24 protein-coding genes, 1 rRNA gene and 1 riboswitch are annotated in these 25,287 nt (G+C 69.2%); of the genes, 18 read left to right on the top strand and 7 right to left on the bottom strand.

What is annotated here, in order from left to right:
* Nucleotides 1–11: 11 nt before the first annotated feature.
* The 11 genes from rrf (at nucleotide 12) to OG379_RS06610 (ending at nucleotide 10,351) form a co-directional block, all read left to right on the top strand.
* Nucleotides 12–128: ribosomal RNA gene (gene rrf / locus OG379_RS06660) — 5S ribosomal RNA — on the top strand.
* A gap of 146 nt (nucleotides 129–274) precedes the next feature.
* A complete protein-coding gene (locus tag OG379_RS06655; protein ID WP_033301245.1) occupies nucleotides 275–883 on the top strand; it encodes a CDP-alcohol phosphatidyltransferase family protein in 609 nt (202 codons plus the stop codon).
* Nucleotides 884–995: 112 nt separating this feature from the next.
* Entirely contained in the window at nucleotides 996–3,491 is a 2,496-nt protein-coding gene (locus tag OG379_RS06650; protein ID WP_405660331.1) for a sugar phosphate nucleotidyltransferase, read from the top strand.
* Between the two features lie 97 nt (nucleotides 3,492–3,588).
* Entirely contained in the window at nucleotides 3,589–4,509 is a 921-nt protein-coding gene (locus OG379_RS06645; RefSeq protein WP_405660329.1) for a DUF881 domain-containing protein, read from the top strand.
* Nucleotides 4,506–4,838, top strand: coding sequence for a small basic family protein (locus tag OG379_RS06640; protein WP_003970459.1), 333 nt, complete (start codon nucleotides 4,506–4,508; stop codon nucleotides 4,836–4,838). The genes OG379_RS06645 and OG379_RS06640 overlap by 4 nt, the downstream gene beginning before the upstream one ends.
* A 17-nt stretch (nucleotides 4,839–4,855) precedes the next feature.
* Nucleotides 4,856–5,725 (top strand): DUF881 domain-containing protein, encoded by an 870-nt coding sequence (locus OG379_RS06635; protein WP_405660327.1) that lies wholly within the window; start codon nucleotides 4,856–4,858, stop codon nucleotides 5,723–5,725.
* 190 nt (nucleotides 5,726–5,915) lie between these two features.
* Nucleotides 5,916–6,698, top strand: coding sequence for an FHA domain-containing protein (locus OG379_RS06630; protein ID WP_393765654.1), 783 nt, complete (start codon nucleotides 5,916–5,918; stop codon nucleotides 6,696–6,698).
* A 42-nt stretch (nucleotides 6,699–6,740) separates the two neighbouring features.
* Nucleotides 6,741–7,484: a MerR family transcriptional regulator gene (locus OG379_RS06625; RefSeq protein WP_405660324.1), complete on the top strand. Its 744-nt coding sequence runs from the start codon at nucleotides 6,741–6,743 to the stop codon at nucleotides 7,482–7,484.
* Between the two features lie 53 nt (nucleotides 7,485–7,537).
* Nucleotides 7,538–8,011: a bifunctional nuclease family protein gene (locus tag OG379_RS06620; RefSeq protein WP_006123076.1), complete on the top strand. Its 474-nt coding sequence runs from the start codon at nucleotides 7,538–7,540 to the stop codon at nucleotides 8,009–8,011.
* 167 nt (nucleotides 8,012–8,178) lie between these two features.
* The gene (locus OG379_RS06615; protein WP_405660322.1) at nucleotides 8,179–8,796 is read left to right on the top strand and encodes a MerR family transcriptional regulator; all 618 of its coding nucleotides are present in this window, start codon (nucleotides 8,179–8,181) and stop codon (nucleotides 8,794–8,796) included.
* Nucleotides 8,797–8,875: 79 nt separating this feature from the next.
* Nucleotides 8,876–10,351 carry a DNA polymerase IV gene (locus tag OG379_RS06610; RefSeq protein ID WP_405660320.1) on the top strand — a complete coding sequence of 492 codons (1,476 nt, stop codon included), beginning with the start codon at nucleotides 8,876–8,878 and terminating at the stop codon, nucleotides 10,349–10,351.
* On the opposite strand, the gene OG379_RS06605 is transcribed toward OG379_RS06610, so the two are convergent.
* Nucleotides 10,273–10,644 (bottom strand): PRC-barrel domain-containing protein, encoded by a 372-nt coding sequence (locus OG379_RS06605; protein WP_401516890.1) that lies wholly within the window; start codon nucleotides 10,642–10,644, stop codon nucleotides 10,273–10,275. The genes OG379_RS06610 and OG379_RS06605 overlap by 79 nt on opposite strands.
* A 133-nt stretch (nucleotides 10,645–10,777) precedes the next feature.
* A riboswitch (glycine riboswitch) is annotated at nucleotides 10,778–10,873 on the top strand.
* Between the two features lie 193 nt (nucleotides 10,874–11,066).
* Between OG379_RS06605 and gcvP the strand changes: the two genes are divergently transcribed.
* A complete protein-coding gene (gcvP, locus tag OG379_RS06600; protein ID WP_405660316.1) occupies nucleotides 11,067–13,952 on the top strand; it encodes an aminomethyl-transferring glycine dehydrogenase in 2,886 nt (961 codons plus the stop codon).
* 70 nt (nucleotides 13,953–14,022) lie between these two features.
* Here the strand turns inward: gcvP and OG379_RS06595 are convergent, their stop codons facing one another.
* Together OG379_RS06595 and OG379_RS06590 are read right to left on the bottom strand one after the other, a co-directional pair.
* On the bottom strand, nucleotides 14,023–14,229 hold the full coding sequence (locus OG379_RS06595; RefSeq protein WP_103759919.1) for a DUF5999 family protein: 207 nt from the start codon (nucleotides 14,227–14,229) through the stop codon (nucleotides 14,023–14,025).
* Nucleotides 14,230–14,518: 289 nt separating this feature from the next.
* Nucleotides 14,519–15,133: a hypothetical protein gene (locus OG379_RS06590; protein WP_405660314.1), complete on the bottom strand. Its 615-nt coding sequence runs from the start codon at nucleotides 15,131–15,133 to the stop codon at nucleotides 14,519–14,521.
* Between the two features lie 492 nt (nucleotides 15,134–15,625).
* Between OG379_RS06590 and OG379_RS06585 the strand changes: the two genes are divergently transcribed.
* Complete coding sequence (locus OG379_RS06585) at nucleotides 15,626–17,131, top strand: glutamate-cysteine ligase family protein (protein ID WP_405660312.1); 1,506 nt, start codon at nucleotides 15,626–15,628, stop codon at nucleotides 17,129–17,131.
* Between the two features lie 65 nt (nucleotides 17,132–17,196).
* Nucleotides 17,197–18,006: a CPBP family intramembrane glutamic endopeptidase gene (locus tag OG379_RS06580; protein ID WP_405660310.1), complete on the top strand. Its 810-nt coding sequence runs from the start codon at nucleotides 17,197–17,199 to the stop codon at nucleotides 18,004–18,006.
* A 22-nt stretch (nucleotides 18,007–18,028) separates the two neighbouring features.
* Here the strand turns inward: OG379_RS06580 and OG379_RS06575 are convergent, their stop codons facing one another.
* From OG379_RS06575 to OG379_RS06560, 4 genes are all read right to left on the bottom strand, one after another.
* Nucleotides 18,029–18,850: a PhzF family phenazine biosynthesis protein gene (locus OG379_RS06575; RefSeq protein WP_405660308.1), complete on the bottom strand. Its 822-nt coding sequence runs from the start codon at nucleotides 18,848–18,850 to the stop codon at nucleotides 18,029–18,031.
* A 99-nt stretch (nucleotides 18,851–18,949) separates the two neighbouring features.
* A complete protein-coding gene (locus OG379_RS06570) occupies nucleotides 18,950–19,609 on the bottom strand; it encodes a class I SAM-dependent methyltransferase (protein ID WP_405660305.1) in 660 nt (219 codons plus the stop codon).
* A 511-nt stretch (nucleotides 19,610–20,120) separates the two neighbouring features.
* Nucleotides 20,121–20,990, bottom strand: a complete 870-nt coding sequence (locus tag OG379_RS06565; RefSeq protein ID WP_405660303.1) for a PhzF family phenazine biosynthesis protein — start codon at nucleotides 20,988–20,990, stop codon at nucleotides 20,121–20,123.
* Entirely contained in the window at nucleotides 20,983–21,351 is a 369-nt protein-coding gene (locus OG379_RS06560; protein WP_405660301.1) for a winged helix-turn-helix transcriptional regulator, read from the bottom strand. The genes OG379_RS06565 and OG379_RS06560 overlap by 8 nt, the downstream gene beginning before the upstream one ends.
* A gap of 80 nt (nucleotides 21,352–21,431) precedes the next feature.
* Between OG379_RS06560 and OG379_RS06555 the strand changes: the two genes are divergently transcribed.
* The 4 genes from OG379_RS06555 (at nucleotide 21,432) to OG379_RS06540 (ending at nucleotide 24,672) form a co-directional block, all read left to right on the top strand.
* On the top strand, nucleotides 21,432–22,016 hold the full coding sequence (locus tag OG379_RS06555; protein ID WP_405660299.1) for a carboxymuconolactone decarboxylase family protein: 585 nt from the start codon (nucleotides 21,432–21,434) through the stop codon (nucleotides 22,014–22,016).
* A gap of 111 nt (nucleotides 22,017–22,127) precedes the next feature.
* Nucleotides 22,128–23,012: a carboxylating nicotinate-nucleotide diphosphorylase gene (gene nadC, locus OG379_RS06550; protein WP_405660297.1), complete on the top strand. Its 885-nt coding sequence runs from the start codon at nucleotides 22,128–22,130 to the stop codon at nucleotides 23,010–23,012.
* Between the two features lie 280 nt (nucleotides 23,013–23,292).
* Nucleotides 23,293–23,586, top strand: a complete 294-nt coding sequence (locus OG379_RS06545) for a DUF1330 domain-containing protein (RefSeq protein ID WP_405660295.1) — start codon at nucleotides 23,293–23,295, stop codon at nucleotides 23,584–23,586.
* A gap of 345 nt (nucleotides 23,587–23,931) precedes the next feature.
* Nucleotides 23,932–24,672, top strand: a complete 741-nt coding sequence (locus tag OG379_RS06540) for a dienelactone hydrolase family protein (RefSeq protein WP_405660293.1) — start codon at nucleotides 23,932–23,934, stop codon at nucleotides 24,670–24,672.
* Nucleotides 24,673–25,287 lie beyond the last annotated feature (615 nt).

Genomic DNA, 25,287 nt, shown 5'->3' with positions numbered 1-25,287 from the left:
TTTCATAGTGTTTCGGTGGTCATTGCGTTAGGGAAACGCCCGGTTACATTCCGAACCCGGAAGCTAAGCCTTTCAGCGCCGATGGTACTGCAGGGGGGACCCTGTGGGAGGGTAGGACGCCGCCGAACAATTATTCCGGGAAAGCCCCGTGCCCTTGTGGCACGGGGCTTTTCTGCGTTCAGAACCTTCCCTCGCACCCCTGTGCACCGGACCTCGGAGACTGAGGGTAAGGTCAGGGGGCATCATTGGCACGTTCTTCACAGGAGGCCCCCGGGTGGAGGTCCAGGAGACTCGAGTTCAGACGGACCGAGTACTCACCATCCCCAACATCCTCAGCATGGCCCGCCTCGTCGGCGTACCGCTCTTCCTGTGGCTGATTCTTCGCCCCGTGTTCGGCGGGCCCAACAGTGACGGCTGGGCCCTGCTGGTCCTGATGCTGAGCGGTGTCAGCGACTACCTCGACGGCAAGCTCGCCCGCCGGTGGAACCAGATCAGCAGTCTCGGCCGGCTCCTGGACCCGGCTGCCGACCGCCTCTACATTCTGTCGACCCTCGTCGGGCTCACCTGGCGGGAGATCCTGCCACTCTGGCTGACCGCCGCGCTCCTCGCCCGTGAGCTGATGCTCCTCGTGATGGTGGGAATCCTTCGCCGGCACGGCTATCCGCCGCCCCAGGTGAACTTCCTAGGCAAAGCTGCAACTTTCAACCTGATGTACGCCTTCCCCTTGTTGCTGCTCAGCGACGGAAGTGGTTGGCTTGCTTCGCTGGGCACCATTTTCGGATGGGCGTTCGCTGGATGGGGTACAACCCTCTATTGGTGGGCAGGAATCCTATACGTGGTCCAGGTCCGCCGTCTGGTCAAGGCGGATCAAGTAGCCGATTAGCTCGTTGACGTGGTGCCGTGCAGAGTCGCCGGCCCGCACGGACAGTTGTGGTGTTGCCCCGACGGGCGAAGTCGGCCAGACCGTCGTCTCTTTCGAGGAGGACGTTTCCGACATGAAGGCCGTCGTGATGGCAGGCGGTGAAGGCACCCGCCTTCGCCCCATGACCTCAAGCATGCCCAAGCCGCTCCTGCCCGTGGCCAATCGGCCGATCATGGAGCATGTGCTGCGGCTGCTCAAAAGGCATGGGCTCAATGAGACCGTGGTCACGGTCCAGTTTCTCGCTTCCCTCGTCAAGAATTACTTCGGCGACGGCGAGGAACTCGGGATGGAGCTCAGCTATGCCAACGAGGAGAAGCCACTCGGTACCGCGGGAAGCGTGAAGAACGCCGAGGAAGCTCTGAAGGACGACACCTTCCTGGTCATTTCCGGCGACGCCCTCACGGACTTCGACCTGACGGACCTGATCGCGTTCCACAAGGAAAAGGGCGCACTGGTCACGGTGTGCCTGACCCGGGTCCCGAACCCGCTGGAATTCGGGATCACGATCGTGGACGAAGAAGGAAAAGTAGAGCGCTTCCTGGAGAAGCCGACCTGGGGCCAGGTCTTCTCGGACACGGTGAACACGGGCATCTACGTCATGGAGCCCGAGGTCTTCGACTACGTCCAGGCCGACACCTCCGTCGACTGGTCCGGTGACGTGTTCCCGCAGCTGATGAAGGAAGGCAAGCTGATCTGCGGCTATATCGCAGAGGGCTACTGGGAGGACGTGGGCACGCACGAAAGCTATGTGAAGGCCCAGGCCGATGTGCTGGAGCGCAAGGTCGACGTGGAGCTGGACGGCTTCGAGATCTCGCCCGGTGTCTGGGTGGCGGAAGGCGCCGAGGTCCATCCCGACGCGGTACTGCGGGGGCCCTTGTACATCGGTGACTACGCCAAGATCGAGGCAGGCGCCGAGATCCGTGAGCACACGGTCATCGGCTCCAATGTCGTCGTGAAATCCGGCGCCTTCCTGCACCGGGCGGTCGTGCACGACAACGTGTACATCGGCCAGCACAGCAATTTGCGCGGCTGCGTGATCGGTAAGAACACCGACATCATGCGGGCCTCGCGTATCGAGGACGGCGCCGTCATCGGCGACGAGTGCCTGGTCGGCGAAGAATCGATCATCCAGGGCAATGTCCGGGTCTACCCGTTCAAGACCATCGAAGCCGGCGCCTTCGTGAACACCTCGGTCATCTGGGAGTCGCGAGGACAGGCGCATCTCTTCGGCGCCCGCGGTGTGTCCGGGATCCTGAACGTGGAGATCACCCCGGAGCTCGCCGTCCGGCTCGCCGGCGCGTACGCGACGACCCTGAAGAAGAACGCGACCGTCACGACCGCCCGCGACCACTCCCGGGGTGCACGCGCACTGAAGAGAGCGGTCATCTCGGCCCTCCAGGCCAGCGCCATCGATGTCCGGGACCTGGAGAACGTGCCTCTGCCGGTGGCCCGTCAGCAGACCGCACGGGGCAGCGCAGGCGGCATCATGATCCGTACGTCTCCCGGGGTGCCCGACTCGGTCGACATCATGTTCTTCGACGAGCGGGGAGCCGATCTCTCCCAGGCACGCCAGAAGAAGCTGGACCGCGTCTACGCCCGTCAGGAATTCCGCCGGGCCTTCCCCGGCGAGATCGGCGACCTCCACTTCCCGTCGAGCGTCTTCGACTCCTACACCGGCTCACTGCTCCGCAACGTCGACACGAGCGGCATCGCCGACGCGGGCCTCAAGGTGGTCGTGGACGCGTCCAACGGCAGCGCCGGGCTCGTCCTGCCCAGCCTGCTCGGACGCCTCGGTGTGGACGCGCTGACGATCAACCCCGGGCTCGACGAGTCCCGCCCCACCGAGTCCGCCGAGTCGCGGCGGGCCGGGCTGGTGCGCCTCGGCGAGATCGTGTCGTCCGCGCGGGCCGCCTTCGGCGTACGGTTCGACCCGGTCGGTGAACGGCTGTCCCTCGTGGACGAGCGGGGCCGCATCATCGAGGACGACCGGGCGCTGCTTGTCATGCTCGACCTCGTGGCCGCCGAGCGCAGGAGCGGACGGGTCGCCCTGCCGGTGACCACCACCCGCGTCGCCGAACAGGTCGCCGCCTACCACGGTACGCAGGTGGAGTGGACGACCACGTCGCCCGACGACCTGACGCGCGTGGGCCGGGAGGACACCACGATCTTCGGTGGTGACGGTCGTGGCGGCTTCATCATCCCGGAGTTCAGCAGTGTCTTCGACGGTGCGGCCGCCTTCGTCAGGCTCATCGGCCTCGTGGCCAGGACACAGCTCACCCTCAGCCAGATCGATGCCCGGATCCCGCGTGCCCATGTGCTGCGCCGTGACCTCGCCACACCGTGGGCGGTCAAGGGGCTCGTCATGCGCCGGGTCGTGGAGGCGGCGGGGGACCGCAGCGTCGACACCACCGACGGAGTCCGCGTGGTCGAGACCGACGGCCGGTGGGTGATGGTGCTGCCCGACCGTGCGGAAGCGGTCACGCACCTGTGGGCCGAGGGCCCGGACGACGCCTCGGCCCAGGCGCTGCTCGACGAGTGGGCGGCGGTCGTGGACAGCGCGGGCGACTGAGCAGGCCACCGTGGGTCCGGAAGCCGGGTTGCGCGGCTTCCGGACCCACGGTGGGGCCATTCGGCGGCAGCAGGCATGACGTGCGACGATGTGCGGCATGTCGCAGCCGCCCCCCGATCGGAGTAGCGCCCCGCCGCGTCCTCGCCCCGACGCGTCGATGTCGCTGCTGACCACCGTGATGGAACACAGCCTCGACGAGGGATACGCCGAGGCCTCCGCGCGTCGCCGGTCCGAGGGGCGGGACGGGCTGCCGCGCACGCTGAAGGCCAAGCTGGGCCTAGCCGCCGGCCTGGTGCTGGCGGCCCTCGTGGTGACACTCGGTGCCGCGGAGGCGCGGGTCGCGGCCCCTGTCGTGGCCAAGGAACGCGAGGAACTCATCGACCGGGTGAACGCCGAGACCTCCACGGCCGACACGCTCGAGGCGGATGTCGACAAGCTGCGCAAGGACGTCGGTGAGCGCCAGCGCAAGGCGCTTCAGGAGCACGGTGGGGACCAGGGGGGCCTGGTGGCGTTGCTGTCCGGCGCCACCCCTGTCGAAGGCCCCGGGATCAAGCTGGTCGTGGACGACGCCGAGGACACCGACCAGGGCGGTGGCGGCCCCCGTGAGTCCACCGGTTTCGCCGACACCGGGCGGGTGCGCGACCGGGACATGCAGCGCGTGGTCAACGGTCTCTGGCAGTCCGGTGCCGAGGCGATCGCCATCAACGGGCAGCGGCTGACGGCCCTCTCCGCGATCCGCGCGGCGGGCGACGCCATACTGGTCGACAACAGGCCGCTCGTGCCGCCGTACACGGTGCAGGCGGTGGGGGACGGCAAGAAGCTCGTCACGGCCTTCCAGGACAGTGCGGACGGCCAGTATCTTCAGGCGCTGCACGAGAGCTTCGACATCCGCACCAGCATCTCCGAGCAGGAGAAGGTGCGCCTTCCGGCCGCGCCCAGCCTGATCGTACGTACAGCAGAGCCTCAGGCCGCAGACACGGGCAGTGGTGCGGCAGACACAGGGAAGGGCACATCGTGATCGCCGTACTGGGCCTCGTCGTGGGAGTCGTGGTCGGACTGTTGGTCCGGCCCGAAGTGCCGGCGGTGGTCGAGCCTTACCTGCCGATCGCCGTGGTCGCCGCGCTCGACGCCGTCTTCGGCGGGCTGCGTGCCATGCTCGACGGGATCTTCGTGGACAAGGTCTTCGTGGTGTCGTTCCTGTCGAACGTCGTGGTGGCCGCGCTGATCGTCTTCCTCGGCGACAAACTGGGCGTCGGGGCCCAGCTCTCCACCGGTGTGGTGGTCGTCCTCGGCATCCGGATCTTCTCCAACGCCGCGGCCATCCGCCGGCACGTCTTCCGGGCGTGAGGCCGATGAGCAACGGGATGAGCAACGAACAGAACCCGGACGACGGGCGGCAGCCGGGACACGGATTCGAGCCCGGCAGCGGGGGACCCGCCGGCGCGCTCCCGCCGGAAGCGCCCGAAGCACCCGAGCCCGGCCCCGCACCGTCTCCGCCGGCCGGGTCGGAGGAGGCCTCGGGACGCCAGCGGCTGCGGGCAGGCCTGTGGCCGCCCAGGGTGAGCAGAGCCCAACTGATCGTGGCGCTCCTGCTGTTCGTCCTCGGTCTGGGCCTGGCCATCCAGGTCAGGTCGAACAGCGACAACAGCGCCCTGCGCGGGGCCCGCCAGGAGGACCTGGTCCGCATCCTCGACGAGCTCGACAACCGGACCCAGCGCCTCGAGGACGAGAAGCAGCGCCTCGACGACCAGCGCACGGAACTGGAGAACAGCTCCGACCAGGCGGAGGAGGCCCGCAAGCAGACGCTCGAGAAGGAGCGGCAGCTCGGTATCCTGGCAGGTACCGTCGCCGCGCACGGCCCCGGGATCACGCTGACCATCAGTGACCCGGCCGGCGCGGTGGAGGCCGACATGCTCCTCGACACCATCCAGGAGCTGCGCGCGGCGGGCGCCGAGGCCATCGAGATCAACGGCGTGCGGGTGGTGGCGAACACATACTTCTCCGGTGACGGGGGAGAGTTGAGAGTCGACGGCCGGAAGGTCGAGTCTCCCTACGAGTTCAAGGTCATCGGCAAGCCGCAGGACCTGGAGCCGGCTCTGAACATCCCCGGTGGTGTGGTGCAGACGCTCGAGAAGGAGCAGGCCACGGCGGAGGTGACACGCGCCGACGACATCGTCGTGGACGCCTTGCGACCCCCGAAGCAGCCTGATTACGCTCGGTCGTCGCCCCAGTGAGGCGGCGGAGCGCCGTACTCGAAGGACACGGGTGCCAGGTTGCGGGGGGTCGGCGCAACGGATCGGCGACGCGTGGTGGAAACTGTCGGGTGGATACGGACGTTGTGAGGATGTCCGGGTCGGCAGGTGTGTTCATTCAGGGTTCGTCCTGCCCCACGGGCGGGTCTATTTCGGTCAAGGGGAAACGCCCGTGAAGTTGTTTGCGAAGTTGTTCGGAAAGAGCGCCCGCGAGGACAGCAACAGCGCTGCCCGCCACCGCGCTCCGCGTCAGGGTGCCGAGGAGCAGGGTTCGGAGCGCCCGCTCTTCCGCGACGAGGTCCAGGGAGGCGCCGGCGGGTCCGGCGCGTCGTCCGTTGACCCCGGAGGTGCAGGGCGCATAGGTTTCGGTGAATCATCGACCTCGAGTACGGGTGGAGGGTTCGCCCCCGCTCCGGAGGGCTCGTCCATGCCGGTCTGTACGAGGTGCGGGCATCGCAATGCCGAGGCCAGCCGTTTCTGTTCCAACTGCGGTGCGCCGCTGAGGGGCGGAGTGCCCGAGCGTGCATCCGAGACGACCTCGACGATCTCGATCTCCGGTATCGAGGCGTACGAGGCCGAGGCGACAGGCCAGACGGCCGTTCCGTCGCTCTCCCCGGAGGCCCAGGCCGCCGTCGACGCCCTGCCGGCGGGTTCCGCGCTGCTGGTGGTGCGACGGGGCCCGAACTCCGGAAGCCGCTTCCTGCTGGACGGTGACCTGACGACGGCCGGCCGTCACCCGCAGAGCGACATCTTCCTCGACGACGTGACCGTGTCGCGGCGTCATGTGGAGTTCCACAGGAACCCGGACGGTAGTTTCACCGTGGGAGACGTCGGCAGCCTCAACGGCACCTACGTCAACCGCGAGCGCATCGATTCCGTCGCGCTGACCAACGGCGACGAAGTCCAGATCGGAAAGTACCGGCTGGTCTTCTACGCGAGCCAGCGAGGCGTGTGACCCTCCCCCGGACAGTGTCCGGGGGGATCCCCAGGAAGGTCCATGCTGCGAACACCGACAGGCGGTGCCGGTCACGGCACCGCCGCCGCTGGCGAGCGCGCGATGAGCATCGGCACGGTGCTTCTGCAGCTGCGCGACGAATTTCCCGAAGTCACCATCTCCAAGATCCGCTTCCTGGAGACGGAGGGGCTCATCGAGCCCCAGCGGACGGCGTCGGGCTACCGGAAGTTCGGCCCCGCCGACGTCGAGCGGCTGGCGCAGGTGCTGCGCATGCAGCGGGACCACTACCTGCCGCTCAAGGTCATCCGTGAGCACCTGGAGGCCCTCGCGCGCGGTGAGCAGGTGGCCCTGCCGTCCGGCGGCGGACCGGGTGATCCCGCCGACGCCCTCCGGGACCAGGACCTGGGGCAGGCCACCGCCGCCCGTATCGGACGCTCCGAGCTCCTGGCGGCCACCGAGGCCACCGAGGAGCAGCTCGACGAGTGGGAGTCGTACGGGCTGATCGTGCCCGCCGCCGGGGGGAGCTACGACGCCGAGGCGGTGAATGTGGCACGGCTGGTGGCGGACCTGGGAAGATTCGGTCTCGAACCTCGGCATCTGCGGGCCGTCAAGGCGGCCGCGGAGCGTGAGGCGGGACTGGTCGAGCAGGTGGTCGCGCCGCTGCGCCGACACAGGAATCCGCAGACCAGGGCACATGCGGAGGCCACCGCGAAGGAGCTCGCTGACCTCTCCGTCCGGCTCCACGCCGCGCTCGTGCAGAGCGCTCTGAAGGCCGGCTTCCACTGAGGGCGGAGGAGCCCGACTATCCAAACATGGCGGGCACGTCCTAGGGTTGCTGTGTGAACGAGCTCGACGTTGTGGGTGTCCGGGTGGAAATGCCCTCCAACCAACCGATCGTGCTCCTGCGTGAAGTGGGAGGCGACCGGTATCTCCCTATTTGGATCGGCCCTGGGGAAGCGACCGCGATCGCCTTCGCCCAGCAGGGCATGGCTCCGGCCAGGCCGCTGACCCATGATCTCTTCAAGGATGTGCTCGAGGCCGTCGGCCAGGAGCTCACCGAGGTCCGCATCACGGACCTGCGGGAAGGGGTTTTCTACGCGGAGCTGGTCTTTGCCAGCGGGGTCGAGGTGAGCGCGCGGCCGTCCGACGCCATAGCGCTCGCCCTGCGCACCGGCACGCCCATCTACGGCAGTGACGGCGTGCTGGACGACGCGGGTATCGCCATCCCGGACGAGCAGGAGGACGAGGTGGAGAAGTTCCGCGAGTTCCTCGACCAGATCTCGCCGGAGGACTTCGGTACCAACAGCCAGTGACCTTCCGCGGAGGCGGTGTCAGCGCATCCGACAAGCCGTTCCCGTAAATCAGTCACGCGAAACCACCCTCAGGGTGATTATCACTCGGCGTGCCGAGTGTGGCGATCGTTGACGCACCCCTGGTGACTGCCTACCTTCGAGGTGGCAGGTCAAGGACGGAGGTCGGCGTGAGAAGCAGCGGCGACGGTACGGCTGCGGGTGGGCCGTACCAGCAGCACGGCAGTGCGGCCGACCACTCCATCAGACAGCCGGTTCAGCCGGCTGTGGTGGCAGCGGACGGTGTGGGTGTGGCAGGGGACATCGGCTATCGGGGGCCGACAGCGTGCGCGGCGGCCGGGATCACCTACCGACAGCTGGACTACTGGGCGCGTACGGGGCTCGTGGAGCCGAGCGTGCGTCCGGCGTACGGGTCGGGGACGCAGCGTCTCTACAGCTTCCGGGACGTGGTTCTCCTCAAGATCGTCAAACGGTTCCTGGACACGGGGGTCGCTCTGCAGAACATCCGGACCACCGTTCAGCACCTCAGGGCGCGCGGATTCACGGATCTCGAGCGGATGACCCTGATGAGCGACGGTGCGACGGTCTACGAGTGCTCCTCGCCCGACGAGGTCGTGAATCTTCTCCAGGGCGGCCAGGGCATCTTCGGTATCGCCGTCGGTGTCGTCTGGCGGGATGTCGACGCGGCGCTGTCCCAGCTCCACGGGGAGCGTGTCGACACGGGGGAGACCCTGATCGGGCACAACCCCGCCGATGAACTGGCGCGCCGGCGCAATCGCGCGGGCTGAATGATTCACCGGGGCGGTCCGGCGCGACGCGTGCGCCGGGTGGGGCGGTTGTCAGTGGCGTAGGGCAGCATCGGTCCGTGTGAGAGCCGCACCCACCATCCTGCATCTGGACATGGATGCCTTCTACGCCTCGGCCGAGCAGGCGTCGAAGCCGAGCCTGCGCGGCAAGCCGGTGGTGGTGGGCGGCCTGGGGATGCGGGGCGTGGTCGCCACCGCGTCGTACGAGGCGAGGCGTCTGGGCGTGCATTCGGCGATGCCGATGGCACAGGCGAGGCGCCTCGCGCCGAACGCGGCCTATCTGGTCCCGCGCTTCGCGCTCTACCGGACGGTGAGCGACCAGGTGATGGAGCTGCTCGGACGGCTGTCACCGCTCGTCGAGCCGCTCAGCCTCGACGAGGCCTTCGTCGACCTCGAGGCCGGCGGGGTCGCCGACGACTCGGCGTCCGCGCGGGCGATCGGCGGACAACTGCGCACCGTCATCAGAGGCGTCACCGGACTCAGTGGTTCCGTCGGTCTGGCCGGCTCCAAGATGCTGGCCAAGATCGCCTCCGAGGAGGCGAAACCGGACGGGCTGCTGCTGATCGAGCCCGGCACCGAGCGTGAGCTCCTGGCGCCCATGTCCGTACGCATCCTCCCGGGCGTGGGCCCCGCCACCGGTGACCATCTCCGGCGCGCGGGAATGACCCTCGTCAGTCATCTGGCGGAGGCGGGCGAGGCGGAGCTCGTGCGGCTGCTGGGCAAGGCGCACGGCGTCGCGCTCCACCGCATGGCGCAGGGTTACGACGACCGTCCCGTCGTCGCCGAGAGGGATGCCAAATCCGTCTCGGTCGAGGACACCTTCGACGTGGACCTGCACGACCGGGTGCGCGTGAGGACGGAGGTCGAGCGGCTCGCGGACCGGTGCGTGCAGCGGCTGCGGGGCGCAGGCCGGTCCGGGCGCACCGTCGTCCTCAAGGTGCGCCGTTACGACTTCTCGACGCTCACCCGGTCCGAGACGCTGCGCGGCCCCACCGATGACCCCACGGTGGTCAGGGAGGCCGCTGCGCGCCTTCTGGAGGCCGTCGACACGACCGGCGGCGTCCGGCTGCTCGGAGTCGGTGTCACGGGGCTGGCGGACTTCACGCAGGAGGACCTCTTCGCGCAGGCAGCCGACGCGGAGCACGCCGCCGAGGAATCCGCCGCGGCAGCGGTCGCAGCCTCCGCCGCGGCGGACGAGGGGCGTCGCACGGGGGAGGAGGAGCCCGGAGGGGAGGCCCGGGAGAGCGACGAGCAACTGGCCGCGCGGCGCTGGCCGGCCGGGCACGACGTACGGCACGAGGTCCACGGGCACGGCTGGGTGCAGGGCAGCGGCGTCGGCCGGGTCACCGTTCGCTTCGAGGAACCGTGGACGCCACCCGGCCGGGTGCGGACGTTCCGGATCGATGATCCGCAGCTGCAGCCGGCCGATCCGCTCCGCCTGGTGCGGGACCCGGTGGACTACTCCTCGTGGCCGGCGAGCCTGCCGAAGTCCCTGTCCGGACCCGGGCCGGCGGAGGGGGAGGAGTCCAGTCCGTAATGGCGGTAGAGCTGCAGTTCCTGCTCGGGCGAGAGATGGCGGCCCACGCCGAAGTCCGGCGCGTCCTTGATCAGGGCCCGCTCGAATGGGACCACGAGCGCGCCGTCGACGAATTCGCTCGGCTCCAGCGGGACGAACGCGTCCCTGGTGAAGAGACCTGTGCGTACGGCGGCCCACTCGGGGACCCCGGTGGCGTCGTCGAGATAGACCTCGTCCACCGTTCCGATCTTGGCACCTTGGCGGTCGAAGGCCTTGCGGCCGATCAGGCTGCGCGGATCGATGTCGGTCTGCACGGTGCCTCCCACTGGTCACAACTGCATCAGGTGGTCGCGGCTGCTCCACCCTCACTACGAAATGCCAGATCCGGGATGTCGGCCACTCGAGACGGCCCGCCCCGGCCCCGCTGGTAGGCTGGAGCACGGCTGCTGACCCTGTGCGGGAGAGTCCTCCGGAGCGATTCGGAGGCGCCGAAGGAGCAACTCCTCCCCGGAATCTCTCAGGCCCCCGTACCGCACGGACGAGGTCACTCTGGAAAGCAGGGCGGGATCCGTACGGCACGTGCCGCGACGGGAACCACCCTCACCGACGGTGAAAGCCGGTATGCCCCAGGGCGTGCCGGTGAAGCTCTCAGGTCGAGATGACAGATGGGGAGGCCGTTCGGGCAGCCACGCCGTGGCGCCCCTCGCAGGTCGTGGCAGACCAGGAGGCCTCCATCATGACCCCCCGTCGCACTCCGCTCTCCCAGCTGGAGCAGGGCATTCCGTTCGAGCAGCGCCACATCGGGCCCGATGCCGAGGCCCAGGCGAAGATGCTGGCCCAGGTCGGCTACGGCTCCCTCGACGAGCTCACCGCCGCGGCGGTGCCCGACGTGATCAAGAGTGCCGAGGCGCTGAACCTCCCCGCGGCCCGTACCGAGGCCGAGGTGCTGGCCGAGCTGCGCAGCCTCGCCGACCGTAACCAGGTGCTCGCACCGATGATCGGGCTCGGCTACTACGGGACGTTCACCCCGCCGGTGATCCTGCGCAACGTCATGGAGAACCCCGCCTGGTACACGGCCTACACGCCGTACCAGCCGGAGATCTCCCAGGGGCGGCTCGAGGCCCTCCTGAACTTCCAGACGATGGTCGCCGACCTCACCGGGCTGCCGACCTCGGGCGCCTCGCTCCTCGACGAGGGCACCGCAGCGGCCGAGGCCATGGCCCTGGCACGGCGGGTCGGCAAGGTCAAGGGCGGCGTCTTCCTGGTCGACTCCGACACCCTGCCGCAGACCGTCGCCGTGATCGAGACCCGCGCCGAGCCGACCGGCGTCGAGGTGGTCGTCGCCGACCTCGGCGAGGGCATCCCCGCCGAGATCGCCGAGCGGGGCGTCTTCGGCGTGCTGCTCCAGTACCCGGGCGCCTCCGGTGCCGTGCGCGACATCAAGCCCGTCATCGAGCAGGCGCACGAGCTGGGCGCGATCGTGTCCGTCGCCGCCGACCTGCTGGCCCTGACGCTGCTCACCTCGCCCGGCGAACTGGGCGCGGACATCGCCGTGGGCACCACCCAGCGCTTCGGCGTCCCGATGGGCTTCGGCGGACCGCACGCCGGCTTCATGGCCGTGCGCGAGAAGTTCGCCCGCAGCCTGCCCGGCCGCCTCGTCGGTGTCTCCGTCGACGCGGACGGCGACAAGGCCTACCGGCTTGCGCTGCAGACCCGCGAGCAGCACATCCGCCGCGAGAAGGCCACCAGCAACATCTGCACCGCCCAGGTGCTGCTCGCCGTCATGGCCGGCATGTACGCCGTCTACCACGGGCCCGAGGGGCTGCGGACGATCGCCCGGCGCACCCACCGGTTCGCCGCCATCCTGGCCGAGGGGCTGCGGGCCGCCGGGACCGAGGTCGTGCACGACGCGTACTTCGACACCCTCACCGTCCGCGTGCCGGGGGGAGCGGCCGGTGTGGTCGCCGCCGCCCGTGAGCGCGGGGTGAACCTGCGGCTCGTCGACGCCGACCACGTCTCCGTCGCCTGCGACGAGACCACGACCCGCACCCGGATCGCCGCCGTCTGGGCGGCCTTCGGCGCCGACGGCGACATCGAGGCGCTGGACACCGCGACGGCCGACGCGCTGCCCGAGGGGCTGCTGCGCAGCGACGACGTCCTCACCCACCCGGTCTTCCACCAGTACCGCTCCGAGACGGCGATGCTGCGCTACCTGCGCAAGCTCGCCGACCGCGACTACGCGCTGGACCGGGGCATGATCCCGCTCGGCTCCTGCACGATGAAGCTCAACGCGACCGCCGAGATGGAGTCGATCACCTGGCCCGAATTCGGTGCGCTGCACCCCTTCGCGCCGGCCGAGCAGGCGCAGGGCTTCCTCACCCTCATCCGGGAGCTGGAGGAGCGTCTCGCCGAGGTCACCGGGTACGACGCCGTCTCCATCCAGCCCAACGCCGGTTCGCAGGGCGAATTCGCCGGTCTGCTGGCCGTGCGCGCGTATCACCGGGCCAACGGGGACCACGGACGTACGGTCTGCCTGATCCCGTCCTCCGCGCACGGCACCAACGCCGCGAGCGCCGTGATGGCCGGGATGAAGGTCGTCGTGGTGAAGACCGCCGACGACGGCGAGGTCGACATAGAGGATCTCCGGGCCAAGATCGCGGCCCACCGCGACGAGCTCGCCGTCCTCATGATCACCTACCCCTCCACGCACGGCGTCTTCGAGGAGCACGTCGCCGACATCTGCGGAGAGGTGCACGACGCCGGCGGTCAGGTGTACGTGGACGGTGCCAACCTCAACGCGCTGGTCGGTCTCGCCAAGCCGGGCCACTTCGGCGGTGACGTCTCCCACCTGAACCTGCACAAGACCTTCTGCATCCCGCACGGCGGCGGTGGCCCGGGTGTCGGCCCGGTCGGAGTACGCGCCCACCTGGCGCCGTACCTCCCCAACCACCCCCTCCAGCCCGCGGCGGGCCCCGAGACCGGCGTCGGGCCGATCTCTGCCGCTCCGTGGGGCTCGGCCGGAATCCTGCCGATCTCCTGGGCGTACGTACGTCTCATGGGGGGCGAGGGTCTGAAGCGTGCGACGCAGGTCGCGGTACTCGCGGCCAACTACATCGCCAAGCGTCTCGAACCGCACTTCCCGGTCCTCTACAACGGCCCGGCCGGCCTGGTCGCGCACGAGTGCATCGTGGACCTGCGGCCGGTCTCCAAGGCGACCGGTGTCAGCATCGACGACATCGCCAAGCGGCTGATCGACTACGGCTTCCACTCGCCGACCATGTCGTTCCCGGTGGCCGGGACGCTGATGATCGAGCCGACGGAGAGCGAGGACCTCGCCGAGCTCGACCGGTTCTGCGACACGATGATCGCCATCCGCGGCGAGATCGACAAGGTCGCCTCCGGTGAGTGGAGCGGGGACGACAACCCGCTGCGCAACGCCCCGCACACGGCGGCGGCGCTCGGTGGCGAGTGGACGCACGCCTACAGCCGCGAAGAGGCGGTCTTCCCGGCCGGCGTCACGCCTTCGGACAAGTACTGGCCGCCGGTGCGCCGGATCGACGGTGCGTTCGGTGACCGCAACCTCGTCTGCTCCTGCCCGCCGCTGGACGCGTACGACCAGTAGGCACGGGGACACGCGTCGGGGCCGGTGCGGAGACTTCTCCGGGCCGGCCCCCGTGTTCCGTCGGCCGCGGTCAGGCGGCCTTCATCACCTGACCGCTCTTCAGCGGGCGGTGAGGGGCGATGATCTGCCCGTCAGGGAGCAGCTCACCGGTGTCCTCGAAGAGCAGGACGCCGTTGCACAGAAGGCTCCAGCCCTGTTCCGGGTGGTGGGCCATCAGACGTGCGGCTTCCCGGTCGTTGGAGTCAGCGGTTGGACAGGGTGGCTGGTGCTGGCACATGGGTGGGTTCTTTCGCTGCGTTGAGTCGAGTGTCCTGCGGCTGGACGATGTGTTCATGGCCGCCCCCGTATCAAGTCGGTCCGGTCCCAGTGTTGCCCTACGGACGTCTCTCCGCAGGGATTTCGCGGCAGCTGCTGTTCTCCTCCCATGACGCATCACCCGGCCGGACGGTTCGATCCAACTTGGCTGTCCGTTCGGATGGTTCGGGGTGACCTGACCGGACTAGTCCGGACGGGTACGGACGCGCCCCCGCCGAGCAGTCTCGGCGGGGGCGCGTGTGTCAGGAGTGTCAGGCCGGCGACCCGAGGAGGCCGGGGAGTTCGGGAAGGTCCGGCAGAGGCGCCGGGGTGACACGCAGTGTCATGACCGGAAGCAGCTCCGCGACGTGGTGCGGACGGTGAGCCGTGATGCCCGGGGGAGCGGGTGCCAGGGGCACCAGCACATCGGTCGGGGCGAGCGTGCCGCCGGCGGCGTCGGCCTCGATGTCGTGGTGCAGCCACAGCGTGAACATGTACAGCTCGGGCACCGACAGCAGACGTGGCTGGTAGTGCGTCGTCGACGACTCCGCCTGGCGTACGGCGAGTTCGGTGGAGACGATGTAAGGGCCCTCGAAGAAGTGCGAGAAGGTCCAGCCGTCGGCGGTGAGCATGGTGTCCGCGGCGGCGACGGCGCGCTCACCGCTGCGGATCAGGAAGCGCCAGCCGGCGAGGCGGGTGCGCGGTGCGGCGTCGTTCGGCACGATCCGGTCCAGTACATGGACGGGAAGCGGGAGTTCGGGGCTCAGCGATCCCTGGACGGACCGGAGAGCGGGCGTGTGGGCCTCGCGGACTGCGGTGGGAGAACCGAGTGCCGCGAGAACGCTGCGCAGTGCGGGCGCGGGGGCCGGGGAAACATGCAGCGGCATAGTGGGTCGCCTCTCACTTCGGAGACACGGTGGTGCGTGGGCGGGTGCAGACGGCGCTGTCGGCGTGCGGGGCCAGAGGAAGGCCGGTGACGGGGCGGACGGGCCGGTGCGTCAACTCTCTGCCTCGTTCGCAGAGTTTATACGACAAATGTTCACACGGTGTTTCGGCTAGCCGACCCGCATATTGCGCGCAAGGCGGATTCGAGACTTTGAATTGCGCGGTTTCTGTGGATTCGGGCCGCTCCCGACCCGCGTTGCCAGGTACTTTCCCGGCGCGGCGGTAGGCTGAAACCCGTCGGTGTTTCAGCCGGGCAACCCGACCTGGCAAACTGCGTATGCCCCATGCCTTCGGAATGTGCCTCCGGCTTCAGTCACCAGACTACTGGGTGCCCATCGGTCGTGGGGGCGTTACGGATCATCTCGTCGGGGCATTATCGATCGTGATACGAGCGGCCTGTGCCGCGGGCCGCCCACTCGAGGAGGGACCCTTCGATGGGCGAGAAGGTCGTGGCGGGTGCCTTTGCCCCGTCCGATCGGCAGACGTACCGCGAGAAGCTCACCCAGTGCCTGGCGGGGCTGGAGAGGCTCCTGTCGGAGCGGAGGTTCGATCGTCCCAGGAATCTCATGGGGCTGGAGATCGAGCTGAATCTCGCAGGATCGGACGGCATGCCGAGGATGCGGAATGCGGAGGTGCTCCAGCGCATCGCCAGCCGGGATTTCCAGACGGAACTGGGGATGTTCAACCTGGAAGTAAATATTCTTCCCCACCGGCTGAGCGGCCGGGTATTCGATCAGCTGGCCGAGGAGTTGCGTACGGGGCTCGCATATGCCCACCGGAAGGCGGCGGAGGTCGACGCGGGGATCGTGATGATCGGCATCCTGCCGACCCTCGGCCGGGACGACGTGGTTTCGGCGAACCTCTCGGACGTCGACCGTTACACGCTCCTCAACGACCAAATGGCGGCCGCGCGCGGCGAGGAATTCGTCCTCGATATCGAAGGTGTCGAGCGATTGGTCTCGACCTCCGCCTCGATCGCCCCCGAGTCGGCCTGCACCTCGGTGCAGTTGCACCTGCAGGTGACGCCGGACCGTTTCGCCGACGTCTGGAACGCGGCGCAGGCCATCGCGTCCGTGCAGATCGCAGTCGGGGCGAACTCCCCCTTCCTGTTCGGCAAGGAGCTGTGGCGCGAGTCGAGGCCGCCGCTGTTCCAGCAGGCCACGGACGTGCGGCCGCCCGAACTGCGGAATCAGGGGGTACGCCCCAGGACCTGGTTCGGGGAGCGCTGGATCAGCTCGGCGTACGAGCTCTTCGAGGAGAACCTGCGCTACTACCCGCCCCTGCTGCCGATCTGCGACGAGGAGGACCCGCTGCGGGTCCTCGACGAGGGCGGCGTACCGGCCCTGGCCGAGCTCGTCCTGCACAACGGCACGGTCTACCGGTGGAACCGTCCGGTGTACGGGCTGGCCGACGGCGTGCCCCACCTGAGGGTGGAGAACCGGGTCCTGCCCGCCGGCCCCACGGTCGACGACGTGATCGCCAATGCCGCCTTCTACTACGGGCTGGTGCGCGCCCTCGCCGACGAATCCCGGCCGGTGTGGACCAAGCTGCCCTTCGAGGCGGCAGCCGAGAACTTCGACGCCGCCTGCCGCCACGGGATCGAGGCCGAGCTGCTGTGGCCGCGCCCCGGCCGGTCCGGCGGCGTGGCGAAGGTGCCGGCCGTCAAGCTCGTACGGGACGAACTGCTGCCGCTCGCGGCCGCCGGGCTGGACGCGTGGAATATCGAGTCCTCGGACCGGGACCGCTACCTCGGCGTCATCGAGGAGCGCTGCAGGCTCAGGGTGAACGGCGCCTCCTGGCAGGTCGACACCTACCACCGCGCCCTGGACGCGGGACTCGAACGGGAGGGCGCGCTGGCAGCCACCACCCGACGCTACGGCGAGCTGATGCAGGTGGGTGAGCCGGTGCACACCTGGCCCATCGGCTTTCCCGCGCCCTGAGGAGACCGCCTCCCGGTGTCCCTCCGCCCCGGCCCCGTCGGGCAAGCTATGACGACGCACAGCTGATGGCAGGTGTACAGGTGGAGGCGGGGCGCGTGGCTGAATCCATTCCTCACGAGGAGGTGTCCCGGCGGATCCTCCGGTCGGAGACCCTCCTCGTGCTGGCTCTCTCACTCGGGGCCAGCGGGGTGTCCGCCCTGATCAGCTTCATCGGGTCTCTGACGAAACCCGGGGGTCTCAAGGATCAGGCGGCGACGCTGAACGGCTCGTACGCTCCCGGGCGGCCCTGGCTGGACCTGGCGTGGCAGCTGTTCGGCATCACCTCCGCCCTGGTGCCGGTCGCGCTGGTGGCCCACCTGCTGCTCCGGGAGCGGGCCGGACTGCGGACCCTCGGTCTCGACCGCACCAGGCCCTGGCCGGACCTGGGCAGGGGGACCCTCGTCGCGGCGGGGATCGGCAGCGTGGGGCTGGCGTTCTACCTGGTGGCGCGTGCCGCGGGATTCAACCTGACGGTCGTACCGGAGTCACTGCCCGACGTGTGGTGGAAGTTCCCCGTACTGATCCTCTCCGCGGTGCAGAACTCCCTCGTGGAGGAAGTCATCGTCGTCGGCTATCTGCTCCGCCGGCTGGGGCAGTTGGGGTGGACGCCCATGGCCGCACTGGTGGCGAGTTCCGTGCTGCGCGGCTCGTACCACCTGTACCAGGGGATCGGCGGCTTCATCGGGAACGTGGCCATGGGCGTCGTCTTCGTGCTGCTCTACAGGCGCTGGGGGCGGGTCGGGCCGCTGGTCGTCGCGCACGCCCTGCTCGACATCGGGGCGTTCGTCGGATACGCGCTGCTCGCCGGGAAGGTGGGCTGGCTGCCCACCCCGTGAGCGAGGTCCGCTCCCGCCGCTGTCAGAGCCCGGCGAGCAGTTCCCCGTCGATCACCGTGACCGCGCTGCCCGTCAGCAGCGTGCGCTCGCCGCGCAAGGAGGTGCGGACCAGGCCCGAGCGGGCGGAGGCCTGGAGGCCGATGAGGTCGTCACGGCCGAGCCTGGCCGACCAGAAGGGGGCCAGGGCGGTGTGGGCGCTGCCGGTCACCGGATCCTCGTCGATGCCGACCCCGGGGAAGAAGCCGCGCGAGACGAAGTCGTACGCCCCGGCCGGGTCCTCGGCCGCCGCTGTGGCGATGACGCCCCGGCGGGAGCAGGAGACGAGTGCGGGGAAGTCGGGCTTCAGGGCGCGTACGGCCGCTTCGTCGGCGAGCTCCACCAGGAGGTCGCCGATGTGCTTCCCCGTGTCGTGGAGGGAGAGGGGTGACGCGCCGAGTGCTTCCGCGATCCCGGGCGGGGCGGTGGCGGGGGTGAGCGGCGCGGTCGGGAAGTCCAGGGTCACGGTGCCGTCGTCATGGGCGGTGGTGCGCAGGACGCCGGAACGGCTGGCGTGGCGCACCGTGCCGCTCGCGACTCCGGTCGTGTGCAGGACATGGGCGGCGGCGAGTGTCGCGTGCCCGCAGAGATCGACCTCGGTGGTGGGGGTGAACCAGCGCAGCGCCCAGTCGGCCTCACCGCCCGGCGGCAGGGGGTGGAGGAAGGCCGTCTCCGAGAGATTGACCTCGGAGGCGATGCGCTGGAGGCGGTCCGACTCGGGGAATGTGCCGGAGTCCAGGATCACGACTCCGGCGGGGTTGCCGGCGAAGGGGCGGTCGGTGAACGCGTCGACGATGCGGATCTTCATGAAGCCGACCGTAGGCGGGGCCGTTCCGCGTGGTCCAAGGCCAATCGCGGATGCGCGGCCTGTGGGCGCCGGGGGCCGGGCTTCGCGCCCGGAATCCGCTCAGGGACGCTCGGGTTTCCGGGCGAAGAAGGTGCCGGCCGCCCTCTTCGACCCTTCGCCGGGCTCTTCCAGCAGGCGCGCGGTGACGACGAGTCCGGCCTGCTCCAGCAGGGCGACGATCCGGTCCGGCTCCACCAGATGGGACTCGTAGGAGACCGGGTGGCCTCCGTACGCCTGCGTCGGACGCAGGAGCTCGCCGTCTCCCACGTGGCCGGCCATCATCAGGTGCCCGCCGGGCGCGAGCGTGCGCCGGAATTCGGCGAACACGACGGGCAGCATCTCCGGTGGTGTGTGGTGGGTCGAGTAGTAGGCCAGGATGCCGCCGAGCTCTCCGTCCCCGATCGGCAGCGCGGTCATCGAGCCGACCGCGAACCGCAGACCGGGACGGTCCCGCCGGGCCAGCTCGATCATCTTCGGGGACACGTCGACGCCGAAGGCTGACACCCCCAGGCCTGCCAGATGCGCCGTGACCTTGCCGGGCCCGCATCCCAGATCCGCGACAGGTCCGTGCCCGGCCGTCCGGACGACCTCGGCGAACGTGGCCAGCATCGCGCGTGACAGGGGATCGAGCTCCGCGGGGGCTTTGACGCGTGCAGCGTAGTCGGCGGCGACGGTGTCGTAGGACTCCCGGACCGCGGCGAGGTAGGAGGGCTCAGTCATGCGCGCACCTTAGACCGTCCGCCCCATGGAGGCGCCTGAGCCTGTACGCGAGATCAGCCGGCACAAGGAGGCCTGGGGGTTCGCAGGCTGGTACTACTCGGTGTCCGTGCGGGATCACGTGGGGTACGAGTCGTGGCTGGAGCGGGAGCGGCTGGTCCTGCTGGACCGGGCTCCGGCGGTGACACGCGTGAGCGGATGGGCAGGCTCAAGCGCCGTCGGCCCTTGTAATCGGCCGGAGAGTCCAGTTCGACGGGCTGCGCCCCCTGCGTGATCCGGACGCCACAGAGCCGGACGAGGACGATGACGCCGAGTGAGGCGGGTTCCGGCTGCGGTGCCGAAGCGGGTCAGTCCGTGGGCCACCGCGACGGCTGACCAGTGAGCCGTGTGCATCGTGAAGCTCGCAGGCCACGAGGGTTGGTGTGGTGGCGGGCGGGATACTCGGACTGGTCGTCGGCCGGTGTCCACGGTGGAGATCGTCTGACGTGCCGGCCGCTGATGAGCTTCGGGCCGGCTATGGCATGCGGATGCTGCGTATGACATCCGCGGCGCCGCCCACGAGGACCCGCAGCCCCGACGCGTCGGGTTGTGCGGTGGCGGTGATCGTGGAGGGACTGCCGAGGGAGTCACCCATGTCGACTGCGATGTCGCTGATGCCCTGGCGGGCCAGGTGCGCAGCGAGGCAGGCGGTGCTGTTGGCGTTGGCGATGTCTTCCGCGACGCCGATCGACGGGGCGAACATGCGGGCCGCGACGCGGCCGGTGGGCGTCGGCACCGAGTAGGCGTAGCAGCCCAGGAAACCGAGACGGTCGCAGGCGGAACGGAGCCGTTCGAAGTCCGGGCTGAGGGTGGTGAGAGCGGACCGCGTGGTCAGGGGAACCAGCAACCGCGACCGCCCCACCGAGGCGACGCGGGCACCGGGAGCGAGTGTGCCCGAGGTGACACCGAGTGCGGGCAGGACAAGGTCGCACTCCATAGCTGTGGGTCTGCGGAGGTCGACAGGACCGGGGTCGAAGGCGGCATCGACATGCGTCTTCTGCCGTACGGACCAACCAGGGAAGACACGTCCTGCCGCGTGGATGGTGGCTCGATACTCCCGGCCCCCGGCGCGCTCGGCCATGAAGGCCAGAGCGGCAACCGTCCCATGACCGCACGCAGGCAGTTCTCCCTCGGCGGTGAAGAAGCGGAGGGACACGACCGGACCGCCCCGTCGGCTGTCGTGCACCGACACGAAGACGGCATGCGACGTTCCCATCAGAACCGGCACACGACGGCGCTCATCGTCACTCAACGGCTTCTCCACCAGCACCGCCGTGGGACTACCGCCGTGGCCGTCGCGCAGACACGCGCGGACGATCGTGACGGGCAGACCGTATCTACTCATCGCAGTGCCGGGATCCTTGTGCCGGACCGGCGTCCGCTTCCTCCGCCCACCGCCGGCTCCACGCAAACAGCGGTTGGAGGGCGTCGACAAGGTCCCCACCGAGCTGGGTGAGGTGATATCCGTCCTCACGCAGAGTGAGCAGGCGGACATCGGTCAGCTCGCCGAGCCGGGTACTGAGCACACTGGAGGACATGCCCTCGCACCGGCGCTGCAACTCACGGAAACCGCCCGGGGATCGACTCAGCTCCCACAGGATGCGCAGCGTCCAGCGCCGTCCCAGCAGATCGAGTGCGGCCATGACCGGGCGTCCCGATTCGGACCCCCGCACCGGTACGCCGGGCCGCGGTGTTCCGCCTCCCATGTTCCCCTCTCCTCCTTGCGCTTCGCTTATCGAAGCAGCATAGTGATTCGAAAACAGAAGCACTGGCAACGGGAGCGCCGATGTCGCGAATAGCCCTGCTGGAACCGCCGTACGCCGACCAGGCCGGCGCGCTGCTCGCGCGCATGATGCCCGGGGGCGTGCCGCCGATCGGATTGTTCCGGATGTTCGCCAGGAACCTCCCGATGGCCGGCGCCATGCACGGGTGGGGGCGCTATGAGCTGGGCCGCCGGCTGACCCTGACCATGAGGGAGCGTGAGATCGCCATCGACCGGACATGCGTGCTGTGCGGCTGCGAGTACGAGTGGGGCGTGCACATGATGATGTTCGCCGAACGGGTCGGGCTCACCCGGGGGCAGGCGGCATCCCTGGTGCACGGCGGCGCCGCTGACGAGTGCTGGACGTCCGAGCGGGAACGGCTGCTCATCCTCGCCGTCGACGCGCTGCACGAGCGTTCCGACATCGATGACGCGCTGTGGGCACGGCTCGTGTCGGTCTTCGACGAGCTGCAGCTGCTCGATCTGCTTCTGCTGTGCGGGTGGTACCACGCCGTCAGCTTCGCCGCGCGCGCCACGCGCGTGCCGCACGAGCCCGGTGCCCCTCGTTTCGCCGACTTCTTGCCCATCACGACCGGGACCAGCCGATGAGCACCACCCGGGAGTACTCCGAGGCGCGGCTGCCGGGCCCCTCCCTCATGGGCAGCTGCCCCACCTTCACCGGATGCACGAATTCTGCGTTTTCCTTACCGGAGGCTCCCGATGAATGAAATCGAAACGCAGGTCCGAGAGTCGGCGGTGCGAACCGCGCTGGCCGAGGACTGCGCCGGCGACGACGTCACCACACTCTGGGCGGTGCCCGCTGACGCGCGTGCGCACGCGCGCATCCTGGCCCGACAGGACGGCGTGGTCGCCGGCCTCCCGCTTCTCGGTGAGGTCTACCGACAGCTCGGCCACGACGTCGAGGTGAGTGTGCGCGTAAAGGACGGAGAACGGGTTCAGGCAGGACAGAGCCTGGCGGAACTGACCGGACCGTCGCGCGCCATCATCACCGGGGAGCGCACCGCATTGAACTTCCTGCAGCGCATGGCGGGCATCGCTACCCACGCCGCGGCGTTCGTGAACGCGGTGGCCGGACTGTCGGTGCGAATCCTGGACACCCGCAAGACGGCACCCGGGCTCCGTGCCCTGGACAAGTACGCGGTCGCGACCGCCGGGGCGAGCAACCACCGCCTCGACCTGGCCGCAATGGTGCTGCTCAAGGAGAACCACATCGCCGTGGCGGGCGGGGTCGGCGCCGCTGTCGCAGCCATCCGCGCACACAACGCCACCGGCATCGCCGTTGAGGTCGAAGTCGAGTCGGTGGCCCAGGCAGCTGAGGCGCTGCGCACCGGGGTCGAGTGGATCATGCTGGACAACATGCCCATCGAAGACATGCGGCACATCGTGACACTGCGAGGGTCGGCAAAACCCCGACTCGAGGCGTCTGGATCCATCACGCTGGACACCGTCAGGGCCGTCGCGGAGACGGGAGTCGACGCGATATCCGTCGGTGCCATCACCCACAGCGCGCCGGCGTTCGACCTCACCCTGCTGCTGACGCCGACGGCACCAGCGGGTGGCGGACACCCGGCGAGGTTCGGATGAGGCCGTGTCTCCTCCTGCGTGGTCGGGCTGGAATGCCCGCCATGGCCGGCCCCGTCGACCGGGAGGCCTTCGTTTCCGTCTCCGGCATGTTCCCCCCTCGCCGAAGGCGCCGGGCGCCGAGGAAGACTTCAGCGGGACGCCAACCGGCAGCCGCGGGCGGCAGAGCCGAACCAGGCCGGATCAGCACCCCCTACACATGCCCGGTGCCCTGTCGCCGGGACCGAGCAATCTGAGCGTCGATTCGCAGCCGGACATGTCCGGCCGAACAGAGGAGGTTTCCATGGCCAAGGGCTACTGGGTCAGTGTCTACCGCGCCATTTCCGACCCTGAGAGGCTGACTGCCTACGACAAGCTGGCCGGTCCGGCTGTGCAGGCTGGGGGCGGGCGCGTCCTGTCCCGTGGCGGTCGAGTCGTCGCCCACGAGGCCGGAAACACGCAGCGTGTCGTTCTGATCGAGTTCGACAGCTTCGAACAGGCCGTCGCGGCATACGAGAGCGAGGCGTACCAGAAGGCACTGGTGGTCCTCTCCGACAGCGTCGAGCGCGACTTCCGCATCATCGACGGCATCGGCTGACGACGGCTCACCCATCGCTGAGCATCCGACACCTGATTCGCCGGACAGAAGCAGGCCAACCAGATCATCGCCGCCGCCCGCGCCCCCGTCGAGCACGGTTTCGCCGCGCTGAAGAACTGGCGCGTCCTCACCCGACTCCGGCTCAACCCGGCACGGGTTACCCCGGCAAGCTGCTGTTCGTGTCCCCCACCGGTAAGCGCAAGGGGGACGGATAGCTGCTGTGGGGACGAGGTCTGTGACGGTTCTTGTGAGCCCTCGCCCTATCTCGGGGGGGATACCCGCGCTGCTCTGCCAGCGGCAGAACAGCGGCCGGACCGGGCTCGACGATCACTACAGTCCAGCCTCATGACGACGACGATGACGACGCGTACGGTCGAGTACCCGGCCGACGGTTTGACGATGATCGGGCACCTCGCGCTCCCGGCCGGTGTCGACCGCCGGCCCGCGGTGCTGCTCGGACCGGAGGGTATGGGGCTCAGCGACGTCGAGCGCCGCCGGGCCGATGCTCTCGCCGGGCTGGGATACGTAGCGCTGGCCTTCGACCTCCACGGCGGGCGCTATTTGAGCGACCCCGAGGAGATGCTGGCCCGTTGCATGCCACTGCTCTCCGATCCCGACCGGATGCGGAGCATCGGCCAGGCGGCGCTCGACGTGTTGCGCACCGAACCGCGGACCGACCCCGACCGGATCGCCGCCGTCGGCTACGGCACCGGGGGCGCCGTCGGACTGGAACTCGGGCGCGGCGGCGTCAGCCTGCGCGCGATCGGGACAGTCAACGCAACCACCACGGGCCGACCGGGCGAGGCGGAGCGCATTCGCTGCCCGGTGTGGGCCGGGGTCGGGTCGGAAGACCCGATCATGCCGCCCGCGCAACGGAACGCGTTCACCGCTGAGATGCAGGCCGCGGGCGTCGACTGGCGCCTCACGGTCTACGGCGGCGCCTTGCACGCCTTCCACCACCCGCCGGTCGACCACCCCACGGTCACCGGCGTCGGCTACCACCCACAGCACGCGCAGCGAGCCTGGCGCGACGTCGTGGACCTGCTCGCCGAGTGCCTGCCCGTGACGGAGGATCTGGGGGCATGACCCGGGCACCCATGCTGGCACCAGGCTTGTCGGCGTCATGCCTGGGACGTGTCGACGACCTCGCGCAGCTGCTCCGCGACCTGCTCGTACCGGTCAACGCTGACGTTGCCGACCGTCTCTGAACTCGGCACCACACCCACCCCCTGCCGGGCCGGAGCACGGCCCCGCAACCGTGGAAGAAGGAAACTCCGGCGCGCCCAGGTAAGGGCAGACTCCGCCTGCCGGCCCGCACGGCAAAGGCGTATCACCGCGGCGTGCGAAGCACCCGAAAGCCGTCCGCGAAGCCCGATGCCGGGCCACTGGGTACACAGACTCCTTGCGAGCACCGAGTCGTCCACCGTGGCGCATGTACGAGATCAACCGAGGTTCAAAGATCGGTTCTGAGAAGTCGAAGGCGGAGCGAGCGATCGACCCGTCTTCGGTGTCACAAACGGAACAACCCGTCTTCTCTGACATGGGCCGTCATCGGTCCAGCTTCAGTGGCAACTGACCCAAGACCGCTGTCACAGGTCAGCGGAGCGGTCTTTCGAACTCTTGCCAGGCGATAGCTTCCGATATATCGTTGAGGCATCGCGACCGTTCAATGAAGAGTCGCGTGGTACTGAAGACAGAGAG

This window comes from Streptomyces sp. NBC_01166 (genome assembly GCF_045039765.1).
In the GTDB taxonomy this organism is placed as follows: domain Bacteria; phylum Actinomycetota; class Actinomycetes; order Streptomycetales; family Streptomycetaceae; genus Streptomyces.
Note: the sequence above shows the minus strand (reverse complement) of the source record. Positions and strands in the feature narration are given on the sequence as shown.

What these genes read in the sequence shown, in the direction of transcription:
- OG379_RS06595 (WP_103759919.1), bottom strand. Translation starts at nt 14,229, where the DNA reads ATGTGCCAGCACCAGCCACCCTGTCCAACCGCTGACTCCAACGACCGG.
- OG379_RS06645 (WP_405660329.1), top strand. Translation starts at nt 3,589, where the DNA reads ATGTCGCAGCCGCCCCCCGATCGGAGTAGCGCCCCGCCGCGTCCTCGC.
- OG379_RS06555 (WP_405660299.1), top strand. Translation starts at nt 21,432, where the DNA reads ATGTCGCGAATAGCCCTGCTGGAACCGCCGTACGCCGACCAGGCCGGC.
- OG379_RS06575 (WP_405660308.1), bottom strand. Translation starts at nt 18,850, where the DNA reads ATGAAGATCCGCATCGTCGACGCGTTCACCGACCGCCCCTTCGCCGGC.
- OG379_RS06625 (WP_405660324.1), top strand. Translation starts at nt 6,741, where the DNA reads ATGCTGCGAACACCGACAGGCGGTGCCGGTCACGGCACCGCCGCCGCT.
- OG379_RS06590 (WP_405660314.1), bottom strand. Translation starts at nt 15,133, where the DNA reads ATGCCGCTGCATGTTTCCCCGGCCCCCGCGCCCGCACTGCGCAGCGTT.
- OG379_RS06635 (WP_405660327.1), top strand. Translation starts at nt 4,856, where the DNA reads ATGAGCAACGAACAGAACCCGGACGACGGGCGGCAGCCGGGACACGGA.
- OG379_RS06650 (WP_405660331.1), top strand. Translation starts at nt 996, where the DNA reads ATGAAGGCCGTCGTGATGGCAGGCGGTGAAGGCACCCGCCTTCGCCCC.
- OG379_RS06570 (WP_405660305.1), bottom strand. Translation starts at nt 19,609, where the DNA reads ATGACTGAGCCCTCCTACCTCGCCGCGGTCCGGGAGTCCTACGACACC.
- nadC (WP_405660297.1), top strand. Translation starts at nt 22,128, where the DNA reads ATGAATGAAATCGAAACGCAGGTCCGAGAGTCGGCGGTGCGAACCGCG.
- gcvP (WP_405660316.1), top strand. Translation starts at nt 11,067, where the DNA reads ATGACCCCCCGTCGCACTCCGCTCTCCCAGCTGGAGCAGGGCATTCCG.
- OG379_RS06545 (WP_405660295.1), top strand. Translation starts at nt 23,293, where the DNA reads ATGGCCAAGGGCTACTGGGTCAGTGTCTACCGCGCCATTTCCGACCCT.
- OG379_RS06565 (WP_405660303.1), bottom strand. Translation starts at nt 20,990, where the DNA reads ATGAGTAGATACGGTCTGCCCGTCACGATCGTCCGCGCGTGTCTGCGC.
- OG379_RS06585 (WP_405660312.1), top strand. Translation starts at nt 15,626, where the DNA reads ATGGGCGAGAAGGTCGTGGCGGGTGCCTTTGCCCCGTCCGATCGGCAG.
- OG379_RS06560 (WP_405660301.1), bottom strand. Translation starts at nt 21,351, where the DNA reads ATGGGAGGCGGAACACCGCGGCCCGGCGTACCGGTGCGGGGGTCCGAA.
- OG379_RS06540 (WP_405660293.1), top strand. Translation starts at nt 23,932, where the DNA reads ATGACGACGACGATGACGACGCGTACGGTCGAGTACCCGGCCGACGGT.
- OG379_RS06580 (WP_405660310.1), top strand. Translation starts at nt 17,197, where the DNA reads ATGGCAGGTGTACAGGTGGAGGCGGGGCGCGTGGCTGAATCCATTCCT.